The sequence below is a fragment of the Pantoea sp. BAV 3049 genome, assembly GCF_009765445.1.
Classification (GTDB): Bacteria; Pseudomonadota; Gammaproteobacteria; order Enterobacterales; family Enterobacteriaceae; genus Erwinia.
The window spans coordinates 2,786,884-2,802,510 of the sequence record NZ_WHOY01000031.1; the positions used below are offsets into that span (position 1 = coordinate 2,786,884).

Annotated in this window: 10 protein-coding genes and 1 pseudogene; 4 read left to right on the top strand and 7 right to left on the bottom strand. The window is 54.0% G+C overall.

Annotated elements, in window-relative coordinates; genetic code table 11:
- Positions 1-54 precede the first annotated feature (54 nt).
- The 3 genes from focA (at position 55) to pflA (ending at position 4,183) form a co-directional block, all read left to right on the top strand.
- Positions 55-912: a formate transporter FocA gene (focA, locus tag GSQ70_RS14045; protein ID WP_158783115.1), complete on the top strand. Its 858-nt coding sequence runs from the start codon at positions 55-57 to the stop codon at positions 910-912.
- Between the two features lie 82 nt (positions 913-994).
- Positions 995-3,277, top strand: a complete 2,283-nt coding sequence (pflB, locus tag GSQ70_RS14050; RefSeq protein ID WP_158783116.1) for a formate C-acetyltransferase — start codon at positions 995-997, stop codon at positions 3,275-3,277.
- Between the two features lie 165 nt (positions 3,278-3,442).
- Positions 3,443-4,183: a pyruvate formate lyase 1-activating protein gene (gene pflA / locus GSQ70_RS14055; protein WP_158783117.1), complete on the top strand. Its 741-nt coding sequence runs from the start codon at positions 3,443-3,445 to the stop codon at positions 4,181-4,183.
- Between the two features lie 102 nt (positions 4,184-4,285).
- Here pflA and GSQ70_RS14060 read toward each other — a convergent pair whose 3' ends face one another.
- The 7 genes and pseudogenes from GSQ70_RS14060 to lrp all read right to left on the bottom strand — a co-directional run bounded on the left by GSQ70_RS14060 (position 4,286) and on the right by lrp (position 14,083).
- Positions 4,286-5,437, bottom strand: coding sequence for an MFS transporter (locus tag GSQ70_RS14060; RefSeq protein WP_158783118.1), 1,152 nt, complete (start codon positions 5,435-5,437; stop codon positions 4,286-4,288).
- 303 nt (positions 5,438-5,740) lie between these two features.
- A pseudogene (locus GSQ70_RS14065) lies at positions 5,741-6,326 on the bottom strand (IS6 family transposase).
- Between the two features lie 64 nt (positions 6,327-6,390).
- The gene (gene serS, locus GSQ70_RS14070; protein WP_158783119.1) at positions 6,391-7,683 is read right to left on the bottom strand and encodes a serine--tRNA ligase; all 1,293 of its coding nucleotides are present in this window, start codon (positions 7,681-7,683) and stop codon (positions 6,391-6,393) included.
- Between the two features lie 94 nt (positions 7,684-7,777).
- A complete protein-coding gene (locus GSQ70_RS14075) occupies positions 7,778-9,121 on the bottom strand; it encodes a replication-associated recombination protein A (protein ID WP_158783120.1) in 1,344 nt (447 codons plus the stop codon).
- 7 nt (positions 9,122-9,128) lie between these two features.
- Positions 9,129-9,740, bottom strand: coding sequence for an outer membrane lipoprotein chaperone LolA (gene lolA / locus GSQ70_RS14080; RefSeq protein ID WP_158783121.1), 612 nt, complete (start codon positions 9,738-9,740; stop codon positions 9,129-9,131).
- A gap of 205 nt (positions 9,741-9,945) precedes the next feature.
- A complete protein-coding gene (locus GSQ70_RS14085; protein WP_158783122.1) occupies positions 9,946-13,470 on the bottom strand; it encodes a DNA translocase FtsK 4TM domain-containing protein in 3,525 nt (1,174 codons plus the stop codon).
- A 118-nt stretch (positions 13,471-13,588) separates the two neighbouring features.
- On the bottom strand, positions 13,589-14,083 hold the full coding sequence (lrp, locus tag GSQ70_RS14090) for a leucine-responsive transcriptional regulator Lrp (RefSeq protein ID WP_006118610.1): 495 nt from the start codon (positions 14,081-14,083) through the stop codon (positions 13,589-13,591).
- Positions 14,084-14,609: 526 nt separating this feature from the next.
- On the opposite strand from lrp, the gene trxB reads away from it, so the two are divergent.
- Positions 14,610-15,578 carry a thioredoxin-disulfide reductase gene (gene trxB / locus GSQ70_RS14095; RefSeq protein ID WP_158783123.1) on the top strand — a complete coding sequence of 323 codons (969 nt, stop codon included), beginning with the start codon at positions 14,610-14,612 and terminating at the stop codon, positions 15,576-15,578.
- Positions 15,579-15,627: the final 49 nt, after the last annotated feature.

Below are 15,627 nucleotides of genomic sequence, written 5' to 3' on the forward strand. Positions count from 1 at the left end.
CCCTATACTCCTTTGTTAGTATTTCGTCGTTGATAAATTTTGGGAGAAGTTGGTGTGAAAACTGGCAACCCGTTCGATTTACTCTTACCGTCTGAAATGGCCAAAGTTGCCGAAGAAGCCGGTGTCTACAAAGCGACAAAACATCCCTTCACGACATTTTTCCTGGCTGTCACCGCCGGAGTCTTCATCTCCATTGCTTTTGTGTTCTATATCACGGCCACCACCGGTGCTGAAGCTGTACCCTACGGCCTGGCTAAGCTCGTTGGTGGCATCTGCTTTTCCCTCGGTCTGATGCTGGTCGTGGTTTGTGGAGCCGACCTCTTCACCTCTACCGTACTGACCATGGTGGCAAAAGCCAGCGGTCGTATCAGTTGGGGGCAACTGGCTCGTAACTGGATCAACGTTTACATAGGGAATTTCTTCGGCGCGATGTTTTTTGTCGGGCTGATCTGGTTTGCTGGCCAGTATATGGTGGCAAATGGTGCATGGGGGTTAAATGTTCTGCAAACGGCTGACCATAAAATGCACCATACTTTCCTCGAAGCCGTTTGCCTGGGCACGCTGGCTAACCTGATGGTGTGTATGGCGGTGTGGATGAGCTACTCCGGCCGCAGCCTGACGGACAAAATGTTTGCCATGGTGCTGCCGGTCGCGATGTTCGTTGCCAGCGGGTTTGAACACAGCATCGCTAACATGTTCCTTATCCCGATGGCTATTGTGATTAAAGACTTCGCCTCACCAGAATTCTGGCTGGCGACCGGCACCACAGCAGCACACTTCTCCAGTCTGACAGTCAGTAACTTTGTTATGGATAACCTGATCCCCGTCACCCTGGGCAATATAATTGGCGGCGGTTTGCTGGTGGGTCTGACTTACTGGGTTATCTATCTGCGCGATGGCGATCATCACTGATCCCGAAATCAAGATTTGACATCCGTCGCCGGATTCACGGCGGCGGGAACGAAAGAACTCAATGTAATTAAGGTAGGTTCAAATGAGCGAGCACAATGAAAAACAGGCTGCGGCCTGGGCAGGCTTTGCACAGGGCGAGTGGCAGAACAGCGTTAACGTTCGTGACTTTATCCAGAAAAACTACACCCCATATGAAGGTGACGAAGCGTTTCTGAGTGGAGCCACTGAAGCGACCACTGCGCTGTGGGACCAGGTGATGGAAGGCATCAAGCTGGAAAACCGCACTCACGCACCTGTCGATTTTGATACCGACCTGGCGTCCACCATCACCTCTCACGATGCGGGCTACATCAATAAAAAACTGGAAACCATCGTTGGTTTACAGACTGATGCTCCACTGAAACGTGCGCTGATCCCCTTCGGCGGCATCAAAATGGTCGAAGGCTCCTGTAAAGTTTATGGTCGCGAGCTGGATGCCGGCCTGAAAAAAGTCTTCACCGAATACCGTAAAACTCATAACCAGGGCGTGTTCGATGTTTACACCCCGGATATCCTGCGCTGCCGTAAATCTGGCGTGCTGACTGGTCTGCCGGATGCTTATGGCCGTGGCCGTATCATCGGTGACTACCGTCGCGTTGCGCTGTACGGCATCGACATGCTGATGAAAGACAAGTTCGCGCAGTTCACTTCTCTGCAAAGCGATATGGAAAACGGCGTGAATCTTGAAGCCACTATCCGTCTGCGTGAAGAAATTGCCGACCAGCACCATGCCCTTCAGCAGATCAAAGAGATGGCAGCCAAATACGGTTGTGATATCTCCGGCCCTGCCACAACCGCGCAGGAAGCCGTACAGTGGACTTACTTCGGCTATCTGGCAGCAGTTAAATCACAGAATGGCGCAGCAATGTCCTTCGGGCGCGTTTCCACCTTCCTGGATGTGTACATTGAGCGCGATCTTAACGCGGGCAAAATCACCGAACAGGAAGCACAGGAACTGATCGACCACCTGGTGATGAAACTGCGTATGGTGCGCTTCCTGCGTACACCGGAATACGATGAACTGTTCTCAGGCGACCCAATCTGGGCAACAGAATCCCTGGCCGGTATGGGCGTGGATGGTCGTACCCTGGTCACCAAAAACAGCTTCCGCTTCCTGAATACCCTGTACACCATGGGGCCGTCTCCGGAGCCAAACATGACCATTCTGTGGTCAGAGAAGCTGCCACTGAACTTCAAAAAATATGCGGCTAAAGTCTCCATCGATACCTCATCCGTTCAGTATGAGAACGATGACCTGATGCGTCCTGACTTTAACAACGATGACTACGCCATCGCCTGCTGCGTCAGCCCGATGATCGTGGGCAAACAAATGCAGTTCTTCGGCGCCCGTGCAAACCTGGCGAAAACCATGCTGTATGCCATCAACGGCGGCGTGGATGAAAAACTGAAAATGCAGGTTGGCCCGAAAGAAGCGCCAATGATGGATGAAGTGCTGGACTATGACAAAGTGATGGCCCGTATGGATCACTTCATGGACTGGCTGGCAAAACAGTATGTCACCGCACTGAACGTCATCCACTACATGCACGACAAGTACAGCTATGAAGCTTCACTGATGGCGCTTCATGACCGTGACGTTTACCGTACTATGGCTTGTGGTATCGCAGGTCTGTCCGTCGCGGCTGACTCGCTGTCTGCTATCAAATACGCGAAAGTTTCCACCATTCGTGATGAAGATGGTCTGGCTATTGACTTCAAAATCGACGGTGAATATCCGCAGTTTGGTAATAATGATGCCCGCGTGGATGACATCGCCTGTGACCTGGTTGAACGTTTCATGAAGAAAATTCAGAAACTGCAGACCTACCGTAACGCGGTGCCAACTCAGTCTGTTCTGACCATAACCTCTAACGTAGTGTATGGTAAGAAAACGGGTAACACTCCTGATGGCCGTCGCGCTGGTGCGCCATTCGGACCAGGTGCTAACCCAATGCACGGTCGCGATCAGAAAGGTGCAGTTGCCTCACTGACCTCAGTAGCGAAACTGCCGTTCGCCTACGCGAAAGACGGTATTTCCTACACCTTCTCCATCGTGCCAAACGCGCTGGGTAAAGATGATGACGTGCGTAAAGCTAACCTTGCCGGACTGATGGATGGTTACTTCCACCACGAAGCCAGCATCGAAGGCGGCCAGCATCTGAACGTTAACGTGATGAACCGCGAAATGCTGCTGGATGCGATGAACGATCCTGAGAAATATCCTCAGCTGACCATCCGCGTATCCGGTTATGCCGTTCGCTTCAACTCGCTGACTAAAGAGCAGCAGCAGGACGTGATTACCCGTACCTTCACACAGACGATGTAATCTCTGCCCTTCTGAGTATAAAAGGCTCCTTCACCGGAGCCTTTTTCCAGTCTTGTTTGCCAGCCCTCTGCAGTGTTCCATCAGGTGGCTGGCAAAACAGACTTAACGCAGCTTAAGACTGCGTACCTGCCGGAAAGGCAGGTCCACAATGGAGAATTCATCGCAATGTCAGTCACTGGTCGCATCCACTCATTTGAATCCTGCGGGACCGTCGACGGCCCCGGCATCCGCTTTATTACCTTCTTCCAGGGCTGCCTGATGCGCTGCCTGTATTGCCACAACCGTGATACCTGGGACACGCACGGTGGCAAAGAGATTACCGTTGAAGAGCTGATGAAGGATGTGTTGTCGTATCGTCACTTTATGAACGCTTCAGGCGGCGGCGTGACGGCTTCTGGTGGCGAAGCCATCTTGCAGGCTGAATTTGTGCGTGACTGGTTCCGCGCCTGCCATGCAGAAGGGATTAACACCTGCCTGGACACCAATGGTTTTGTACGCCGCTATGATCCGGTGATCGACGAACTGCTGGAAGTGACCGATCTGGTGATGCTGGATCTGAAACAGATTAACGATGAGGTTCACCAGATCCTGGTCGGCGTATCAAACCACCGCACACTGGATTTTGCTCGCTACCTGGCGAAGAAAAACATCCGCACCTGGATCCGCTACGTGGTGGTGCCTGGCTATTCAGACGATGATGAGTCTGCGCACCGCCTTGGGGAGTTTACCCGTGATATGGGCAACGTGGAAAAAATCGAACTGCTGCCTTATCACGAGCTGGGCAAGCATAAATGGGTGGCGATGGGCGAAGAATATAAGCTCGATGGCGTTCACCCACCAAAAGCTGAAACCATGGACCGGGTGAAAAGCATTCTGGAAGGCTATGGCCATAAGGTTATGTACTGACTGACGGCCAGAGAAGAACCCGCCATCACGGATGGTGTGAATGTACGACCAGGGCGGAATGAACTCCGCCACTAAAGGGAGCGAATGATTTCGTTCCTTTTTTTATGCGTGAGCAATCGGTGTGGCATGCTGGTCGGCTTTGCGAAGCAACATCACCAGATAAACCAGCGCGACTGAAGCAATCATCACAAACAATACCCGGTCAGAATAGTTCTGCATCAGCATTGAAGTCATCGCCGGACCAAGCAGGCTGCCTAACGTGTAGCTCAACAGCAGCGCCTGATTCATCGCCACCAGTTCGTGATGAGCCACTTTCTCGCAGGCCCAGGACATCGCCACGGGATACAGTGTAAAACCTGCCCCACCCAGCACAAACAGCGCAGGTGCCATAGCCGTATTGCTCAGCATTGCCAGCGCTCCAAGGATCACCACAAAAACCTGCACGCGCAGCACCAACAGACGACCGTAGCGGTCAGCCAGACGACCGACCGGCCACTGGCCGATAATGCCGGAGCTGACGAGCAGTGCCATCCAGTAGCCTACCGTCGAGTCGCTCATCCCCTGATGAGAGAGATACAGCGGCATCAGGCCGTAAAGTGACCCCAGCAGAATACCTGAAATGATGCAGCCGTTGATCCCCAGACGAGCGCTGCGACGACGCAGCATTGGCCACATACGTCCCGGAGAAGCGTCTTCATCATCCCCTTTCGCCGTCACTTTGGTAAACACCAGTGGCAGGATCGCAGCGACGACAATTCCGGTCACCCACGGCAGCACGTGAAGCAGCTCTGTGGAGACCTTACTGACCAGAAGCTGCCCGGCAACGGTACCGAGATAATAGAAAATCATATAAGCGGCCAGCAGCTGACCACGGTTCCGCACGGTGCCGCTACAGAGTAAGGCGCTTTCCACTACCACCCAGATTAATGCGCAGCCGATACCGGCGATAAAGCGCCAGGCAGACCACGCCCAGAAACCGCTTTCAAAGCCTAATGCTGCCGTAGCCAGAGCGAAAATAATGGAGGCGATGTAATAGCTGCGATTAAATCCAAAACGCTTGATTATCCGGCCCGCAAGCAAAGTCCCGACCAGGTTGCCCGAATAGTAAGAAGAGCTGACCACGCCAACCTGCCAGGTAGGCAGTGCATCATGGGTAAGCCAGAGTGGCACCAGAGTGTTTAGCACGGCGATAGAAATCGTCAGCAGCAAGAGGCCGCAGAGCAGCACAATAACGGGGCGAGACCAGGTAGACATTGTCAGAAACGACCAAAACGGCGGAATATTTTGCGCGCATAATGCCATTCGCTAAATTATTGTCAACGGCCAGAAATCAACCGCAGCACGATTTGCCGGACACCGATTTAAATTTTTTATCTACAACGAGTTAGCGGGATACTTATCCCATGTTCGAAGTGTGTTATCTCTATGAAAAATGACATCTTTGGCTTGCTGGTGGATATTACGGACGATAACTTTTATTTTTGGTTATTCTACGACTAAAAATGGTTCTGTCGCATTAACAGCGGCAGGTTGCCGGAAAGCGGGCCTGTTGGTTTTTTATGCAACCAGACGACAGAACTGCTCTGCCGGGAGAAATCCGTCCTCGTGCGGGTGCTGAAGCTGCCCTTTTCGTAACATGTGGATGATTTCGATACCCGCCCCAGATAGCCTGTGCCCGCCGGAAGGATTTGAATCCCGTCATCAGCTTTCTCCTGCGTTTGATATTGCGGTGGTCCTGCGCCACCATGTTGTTCAGGTATTTACTCTGTCTGACCTTGATACATTCATCCTGCTCCCTGCCCGCATCCCGCTTCGCGGCCAGCAAGATATCAATGGCCTGTCCGTCAGAGTCCACGGCCCGGTAAAGGTACTTCCACTGGCCCTTCAGTCTGATATACGTTTCATCCATTCGCCACCGGCGTCCCAAGGCACGTTTATGCCGGCGAAAAGCCTTATCCAGCAACGGTACCGGCCGGATAACCCAGCGGTGAAGCGTGGAATGGTCGACGGTGATACCGCGCTCAGGCATCATCTCTTCCAGATTGCGCAGACTCAGGGAATAAGCCAGATACCAACGGACACACTGAGCAATGATATTGGTGGGATAATGCAGGCGTTGAAAAGTTTTTTTGATCAGGGACATGGTCGGGCAACATCACAAAAAAAGCGCCCGGTGGGCGCTTTCAGAAAGCAGAGGGTACGGATAATCAGCCGATAAACTCCAGGCCTTTCATATAAGGACGCAGTGCTTCCGGAACTGCAATACGGCCATCGGCCTGCTGGTAGTTTTCCAGCACCGCAACCAGAGTGCGGCCAACAGCCAGACCTGAACCGTTCAGAGTGTGCAGCAGGCGCGTCTTCTTCTCAGATTTGCTGCGGCAGCGAGCCTGCATACGACGAGCCTGGAAATCACCCATGTTAGAACAGGAAGAGATCTCGCGGTAGGTATCCTGCGCTGGCAGCCATACTTCAAGGTCGTAGGTTTTGCAGGAGCCAAAGCCCATGTCGCCAGTACACAGCAGCACTTTACGATATGGCAGGTTGAGCAGCTGCAGCACTTTCTCGGCGTGACCAACCAGCTCTTCCAGCGCCTGCATGGAGTCTTCCGGACGGGTGATCTGCACCATTTCAACTTTATCGAACTGGTGCATACGGATCAGACCGCGGGTATCACGACCATAGGCACCGGCCTCAGACCGGAAGCACGGCGTATGAGCGGTGAATTTCAGCGGCAGCGACTCTTCTTCAACGATCTCGTCGCGAACCATGTTAGTCAGCGGCACTTCGGAAGTCGGGATCAGCGCATAATCGCTGCTGGACGCTTCTTCTTCCAGCGGACGGGTATGGAACAGATCTTCACCAAACTTAGGCAACTGGCCGGTGCCGTACAGCGAAGCATGGTTAACCAGATACGGCACATAAGTTTCCAGATAGCCGTGCTGTTCAGTATGCAGATCCAGCATAAACTGGCTCAGGGCGCGATGCATCAGGGCGATCTGCCCCTGCATAACCACAAAACGAGAGCCGGTCAGCTTGGCGCCCATGGCAAAATCCAGCCCGGAGGCCATTTCACCCAGCTCCACATGATCGCGCACTGCAAAATCAAATTTGCGTGGCTCACCCCAGCGGCTGACTTCCAGATTTTCGCTGTCGTCTTTGCCCAGGGGAACTTCATCAACCGGGATATTAGGTATCGCTAACGCCACATCACGGATTTCGTTCTGCAGTACATCCAGTTCCGCTTTGGCCGCATCCAGGCGTTCGCCCAGCGCGTTCACTTCCTGACGTAATGGCTCAATATCTTCCCCACGCGCCTTGGCCTGCCCGATAGTTTTGGATCGGGCGTTACGTTCAGCCTGCAGGGTTTCAGTTTCTACCTGCAGAACTTTGCGTCGCTCTTCCTGCGAGCGCAGCGTTTCAACGTCCAGTTTAAAGCCCCGGCGTGCCAGTTTTTCAGCGACTGCGTCTGGCTCATTACGCAGCAGATTGGGATCGAGCATGCTTGTCCTGTGAATATTTATTGAGTAATAAAGAGAAGCGCATCCGGCGGGCGAATGCGTTGAATTCCTTGCTAACCTTACCGCAACACCCGTTTCAGCGATAGCGTTTTGTCGGGCTATTTTGATCCTGTTCAGCAAGCCAGGCCAGCTTTTCGCCAATCTTTCCTTCCAGGCCGCGGGAGGTCGGTTGATAGTAGCGAGTCTGTGCCATCTGAGGCGGGAAGTAGTCCTCTCCAGCAGCATAGGCATTGGGCTCATCATGAGCATAGCGATATTCCGCCCCCAGCCCCATTTCCTTCATCAACTTAGTTGGCGCGTTGCGCAGATGCTCCGGTACGTCGAAATCCGGGCTTTCGCGGGCGTCGCGCATCGCTGCTTTAAAGGCGGTGTAAACGGCATTACTTTTTGGCGCGCAGGCCAGATAAACAATTGCCTGGGCTATGGCACGTTCACCTTCAGCCGGGCCGACGCGGGTAAAACAATCCCATGCGGATATAGCAACCTGCATTCCTCGTGGATCGGCATTGCCGACATCTTCAGAGGCAATAGCCAGCAGACGACGTGCTACATACAGCGGGTCTCCGCCTGCAGTGATGATCCGCGCGTACCAGTACAGAGCCGCATCAGGAGCTGAACCACGAACAGACTTATGCAGGGCAGATATCAGGTCGTAATAACGATCGCCCTTGTTATCGAACCTGGCACTGCGTTCGCCAGAGACTTCATTCAGCAGTTGTGCCGTCAGATCACGCTGGCCTTTGCTGTTCACCTCAGCCATATCGGCCATCATTTCCAGCGTGTTCAGCGCACGACGGGCATCGCCGTTAACCAGATCAGCCACCATTCGCCGCGTATTCTCAGGCAGCACAATGTTTTCTTTGCCATAGCCACGATCGTTGTCCTGCATTGCCTGTTCCAGCACGGTTTCAATATCTTTACTGGTCAGAGATTTCAGCAGGTAGACTCGGGCACGCGAAAGCAAAGCGGAGTTAAGTTCGAAGGAAGGGTTTTCCGTGGTAGCACCAATAAAGGTGATGGTGCCATCTTCAATATGCGGCAGAAACGCATCCTGCTGACTTTTATTAAAGCGATGCACCTCATCCACAAACAGGATGGTTCGGCGGCCTGCGTTGCGGTTTTGCCGCGCTCTCTCAATCGCCTCACGAATTTCTTTCACCCCGGAGGTGACAGCTGAAATCCGCTCGACATCGGCCTGACCATAGCGGCCGATGATCTCAGCCAGCGTCGTCTTTCCTGTCCCCGGCGGTCCCCACAAAATCATCGAATGCAGATGGCCCGCTTCAATCGCCCGTGGCAGCGGCTTGCCGGGCGCCAACAGGTGCTGCTGCCCGATATATTCTGCCAGCGTGCGTGGCCGCATCCGCGCGGCCAGGGGCTGAAACTCGTTGTGGGAGAAATCCAGGGACAGATTGCTCACGCTCACCTCACTGACGTTGATCGTCAACCGTCACGCCTTTTGGCGGCGTAAACTGAAATTTATCGGCGCTGACCGCGCTATTCTGCTGGCTTTTCAGCGCATAACTGCTGCGCTGCCCATCCTGCTCAACCGCACTGAACTGGTTGATGGTGCCATTGGTGGAAACATTAATGGTGAACTGTTTCAGATTTCCATCGGCTGATTTCGGCGTCAGCTCAAAATTGTCACCCTGCTGTTTAATGTTGTACTGCTTCCAGTCGCTGCCCTGGTTACGGGCAATCAGCATAAACGGCGTGTTGCTGGTGGCGTCTTTCAGCCAGGTAGCACTGACCTGCTCAACAAACGGGTTGTAGAACCATAAGGTTTTACCATCGGAAATCAGGATGCTCTCATCCGGTGCCGTCATATGCCAGTTAAACAGATTCGGACGTTTAACCCACAGCTCACCTTCACCGTCCTGCACCGACTGGCCGCTGCCATCAGTCACTTTCTGCGAGAAGCTGGCATGGAAGCTTTTCACTTTATCCAGGCGTTGCTGCAGATCGGAAGACGCATCAGCCAGTACGTTGGCGGAGGTGAAAGCCGCCAGCAGGCAGCAGGAGATCATTAATTTTTTCATTACGGCATCCTTATTGAAACTTTTATATCCCTGACGGCAGGGAAGCTTACGTGGATAACTGTAGCCAGGCTGAAGCAATAGCAACAGGGGATTCACCTGAATGCCACCGGCACCTCTGCTGGATATGGGGCTTAAGCCCGGAAACTCAACGGGCCGGGTCACCCCGGCCCGCTCATTACGGTAAAAAAATCAGACGACGCTGGCATTACATCTCATGCGGCGGCGGCGAAAGCACTTCACGATTACCGTTATGGCCTGGAGAAGACACGATGCCCTGCGCTTCCATCTGTTCGATGATACGCGCTGCACGGTTGTAACCAATGCGGAACTGACGCTGAACACCAGAGATGGAAGCCCGGCGTTTTTCCACCACAAACGCCACCGCCTGATCGAACAGCGGATCAAGCTCCTCATCACCCTCCAGACCCAGACCACCACCTTCACTCTCTTCACCAGCGGTAATGCTTTCAATGTACTGCGGACGGCCACGGGCCTTCCAGTCCTGTACCACTGCATGCACTTCCTCGTCGCGAACAAATGCACCATGCACACGCACCGGCATTGAGGAGTTAGGCGGCATATACAACATGTCCCCCATCCCCAGCAGAGACTCTGCCCCACCCTGATCGAGGATGGTACGCGAGTCGATCTTGCTTGATACGGTAAAGGCAATTCGGGTCGGGATGTTGGCCTTAATCAGGCCGGTGATCACATCTACCGAAGGACGCTGGGTCGCCAGAACGAGGTGAATACCTGCCGCACGCGCTTTCTGAGCCAGGCGGGCAATCAGCTCTTCCACTTTCTTGCCTACCGCCATCATAAGGTCGGCAAATTCATCCACCAGCACCACGATGTATGGCAGTTTTTCCAGAACCGGCGGGGTGGTGTCCATGCTGTCACCCGGTTTCCAGAAAGGATCCGGAATTGGGCGGCCCATCAACTCAGCCTGCGCGACCTTCTCGTTGTAACCCGCCAGGTTACGCACGCCAAGCGCCGACATCAGCTTGTAGCGACGCTCCATTTCACCAACGCTCCAGCGCAGCGCATTGGCCGCATCTTTCATATCGGTAACCACTTCCGTCAGCAGGTGAGGGATGCCTTCGTATACCGACAGCTCAAGCATTTTCGGGTCGATCATGATAAAGCGCACTTCTTCCGGTGTGGCTTTATACAGCATGCTGATGATCATCGCGTTCACGCCGACCGACTTACCGGAACCGGTAGTACCGGCAACCAGCAGGTGCGGCATCTTCGCCAGATCGGCCACTACTGGCTGACCGGCAATGTCTTTGCCCAGCACCACCGCCAGCGGTGACGGGTTGTCACGGAACTTGTCGCACTCCAGCACTTCACGCATGTAAACTGTCTGACGATGCTTGTTAGGCAGCTCCAGGCCGACGTAAGGCTTGCCCGGAATAACCTCCACCACGCGAACCGCGACTGCGGAAAGCGAACGGGCAAGATCCCGGGACAAATTGGAAATACGCGCTGCTTTAACGCCAGGAGCCAGATCCAGCTCGAAACGGGTGATCACCGGCCCAGGAGAGATGCCAACCACTTCCGCTTTCACCCGATAGTCGCCCAGGCGAGCTTCCACCAGGCGGGCTGTCTGCTCCAGAGCAAACATATCCACCGGCTCAGCTTCAACAGGAGGAGCACTCAGCAGATCCAGTGTTGGCAACGGCGTGGTCGGTTTTTCCATCGGCTGCTCATGGCGAACCAGGAATGGATGGAACAGGCTGTCAGCCGCTGGCTGAGCTGGCGCTTCCGGCTGCGAGGGCATGGTGGCAGCGGGTGGCTGCTGCTGAGCCGGAGGCGTTTGCCAGGATGCCGCTGCTGGTTGTTGCTGAGCAGGTGAAGTCTGCCACGCAGGTGCATCTGGCTGTTGCTGAGCCGGAGGCGTTTGCCACGCAGGTGCAACAGACTGCTGAACAGGGGCCTGCTGAGGTGCCTGGCTGTGCTGCTGCCACTGCGGCTGCTCTGCCGGAGCTTCAACCTCAGGCGCGGCTGACAGAGTGAACAGCGGCTCACTTGGCCCCTCGTCCACCAGATCATCCATCGGAGAGAAATCAAAGGCTCCAGCAGTGTCCAGGCGGAAAGTCGGGCTTTCGCTCTGCACCTCTTCCTGCCCATAACGCTGAGTCTGCTGCTCTGCGAACTGACGAGCCAACGCTGCCTGTTGCAGCGCCTCTTCATCATCTTCAGCAAATTCTTCGCCGTAACGCGCCTGCTGCTGGGCCATAAAGGCCTCACGCAACTGCGCCTGTTCAAGCGCGTCATCGTCTTCTGCAACGCCACCTGCTGGCTGAATTTCAGCACTCTGCTGGCGCAGTTCTTCTTCTTTTGCCTTCTCTTCCGCCATACGCTGTGAAGGCAGTTTGATGCCGTACGACGCGAGTTCACGCCGTGTAGGAAGCTTGACCGGGTTAGGACGCGGCAGTTCCGGACCAATCCCCTGTTTCACCTGAGGATTACCCGCTTCGCTGGTGGCAGTAAAGCCCGGCATAAATGGCGCAACCGCTGAAGCAGCCGCAGCCACTTTAACTGCATCCCCCATTCCCCTTTCCACGTCAGAAGGCTGAGAGACCGGCTGGGCAGAAAAATCAAAAGGTGACGATGAGGCATTACGCCAGTTCCCCATCCGCGGCCCGTCATCTTCCTCGTCCAGCGGGACGGACGGCGCAGGTGTCTCATCCGGGATCTCGAACCGGTAAAGTTCCGGTGGAGGTGTCGGTGCAGCGGGAGCAGAAGAAGCGAGATGAGCAGGCTGAGAGACAGCGGGATGCGGAGAGGAAAGCGGTGCAGGTTGCACCACTGCCGCAGAAACCTCTGCCTCAGGAGCAACTGGCACTACCGGAGCAGCCGTCGCCTCAGGAACCGCAGCAGAGGCAACAGCATCAACCGAAGCGGTTGTAGCTGCGACAGCAGTTTTACTCAGCAGCGGATCGTTTTCTTCCTCTTCATCGTATTCTTCCTGCTCTCCCCCCCTTTTCTTCGGTGCAGCCAGCAGCACATCGTCATCACCCGCGTGGGCGCTCTGTCTCAGCACCGGTGTCGATGACTCTTCGTGCCGCTCCTCTTCATCATCTTCTTCCTGCCAGCGTTCATCATTACGTGAACGGTTGCTGGCAAAAGTCAGCACGCCCATCACCACACCACCGATTTTCTCGGCGATGGTCAGCCAGGACCAGCCGGTGTAAAGAGTGACGCCCGCAGCCCAGATAAACAGCAGCGTTAATGTGCCACCTGCCCCACTGAACCACGGAGCCATGGCATTGCTCAGCAGGCTGCCTATCACGCCGCCCGAAGCAAAATACCAGATATCATCAGCATTCAACGCGGCCAGCCCGCAGGATGTCACCACCAGCGCCAGCACGCCAATCAGGCGCAGCGCTACGGCAAAGTAGTCAATGTACTCCTGAGAATTACGTTGACGGAAGGTGATCCAGCACAGGCCTAAAATGACCGGAGGAATGGCATAAGCCATCACGCCAAAAATGAAAAACAGCGTATCCGCAAGCCATGCGCCAACGCCGCCGCCCAGATTGTGGATAGGTTCGTGCCAGGCGGTCTGCGACCAGCTGGGATCGGAAGGATTGAAGCTCACCAGCGCCGCCATCAAATAAACGGCGAAAAGAGCAACAATAATCAGCAACGCTTCCAGCAGACGACGTCCACTGCTCAGCGGTTGTAGCGAAACTTCTTTATCTTCTGTGTATTCCTGGCTCAAGCGTATCTCCAGGTGCCTGTAAACTATGAAGGCAACAGCGCCGGGCAAGCCCGACGCTGAACCTGTATGAATTCACAGGAGTGTACCGAAATCTTCCAGGTTTTGCACCTGCCCTGTGTTACCGCGTTTTAATGACCAGGCGGTTACTTTGCTTCACTTCTTCCATGACCACATAGGTGCGCGTATCGTTCACGCCCGGCAGGCGCAGCAGGGTTTCACCCAGCAATTTACGATAGGCAGACATATCTGGTACGCGGGTTTTCAACAAATAGTCGAAATCCCCTGAAACAAGATGACACTCTTGAGTTTCCTCAAGTTTTTGCACTGCGGCGTTAAATTGCTCAAACACATCAGGTGCACCACGATTCAGAGTAATCTCAACGAATACCAGCAGCGAAGCATCCAGATAGTGCGGATTAAGCTGGGCGGTATAGCCAAGGATAAAACCCTGCCTTTCAAGACGACGAACACGCTCAAGGCATGGTGTCGGTGATAAACCTACACGCTTCGAAAGCTCGACGTTAGAGATACGCCCATCCTTCTGCAGTTCATTGAGGATGTTGCGATCGATTCTGTCGAGATCTTTACCGGGCCGTTTTTTATTGTCTACCATTATTATTGTCTCTCTTAATGCCTTCCCTTTACCTGCCATACCCTGAACGAGTTCATTGTCACAGGGTTGTTCTAAGTGAAGTCTGGAGCCTGCTGCGATTCAAAACGCCCATCCGTATGACGCATGTTGTCTGTCCACACCATGCGTCATGACCAATGACAGACCGGATTTATCTGGCGAGAAGCGCAAATGTTGGGATGAAAACCTGTTTTGCGCGCCGAAAAACCCTTTGCTTCCTACACTGTTTTCGCAAAAGCGCAGCCGATTGTCAAAGCAAAACAACTAAAATCAGTACAACATGCCAGAAGTATCGCTGCGTGACTGTTTTTAAATGACTATTCAGGCCGGAATGCACCGCCATAAGTCAAAGCCTGCTCCATTATGGCGCACACCTCCCTCTGGTGGTTCAACGGTGAATTGGTTAAACCTTTCACAGCCATTGTTAACAAAATTGCAGAATGCTTTTTTTGCCCCGCTAAATTCCCTACAATCGAACCAGGGTTGCCAGTCAACAATTGAGGGTCTTATGAGCACCGCCAAACACAGTAAATTACTTATCCTGGGTTCAGGCCCAGCAGGCTATACCGCCGCCGTTTACGCCGCCCGTGCGAATTTGAACCCGGTTCTGATTACCGGGCTGGAGAAAGGCGGTCAGTTGACCACCACAACTGAAGTGGAAAACTGGCCGGGCGACCCGCATGATCTGACCGGCCCGCTGTTGATGGAACGCATGCAGGAACATGCTGAGAAATTCAACACCGAGATCATTTTCGACCATATTCACACTGTTGATCTGCAGAATCGTCCTTTCCGCCTGACTGGTGACAGCGGCGAATATACTGCCGATGCGTTAATTATCGCGACTGGCGCTTCAGCCCGTTATCTGGGCCTGCCATCAGAAGAAGAGTTTAAAGGGCGAGGCGTATCTGCCTGTGCCACTTGTGATGGCTTCTTCTATCGAAACCAGAAAGTTGCCGTTATTGGCGGTGGTAATACGGCTGTGGAAGAAGCCCTGTATCTGGCTAATATTGCTGCGGAAGTGCACCTGATCCACCGCCGTGACAGCTTCCGTGCTGAAAAAATCCTTATTGACCGGCTGATGGAAAAAGTGCGCAACGGCAACATTGTGCTGCACACTCAACAGACGCTGGACGAAGTGATGGGTGACCAGATGGGCGTCAGCTGCCTGCGCCTGCGCTCTGCGCTGGATGAAACCCAGACCGAAGAGCTGAACGTTACCGGTCTGTTTGTCGCCATCGGCCACAGCCCTAACACGGCTATCTTCAAAGATCAGCTCGAACTGGAAAATGGTTACATCAAGGTGCACTCAGGTCTGCAGGGTAACGCCACGCAGACCAGCATCCCGGGCGTATTCGCTGCCGGTGACGTAATGGATCACATCTACCGTCAGGCGATCACCTCCGCAGGCACCGGCTGTATGGCTGCGCTGGATGCAGAACGTTATCTGGATGGGTTAGTTAAAAACTCTCAGTAACTTGTTAAAAACCTGCATCAATCTTGCCGAAGGCGACCGCAACTGGTCG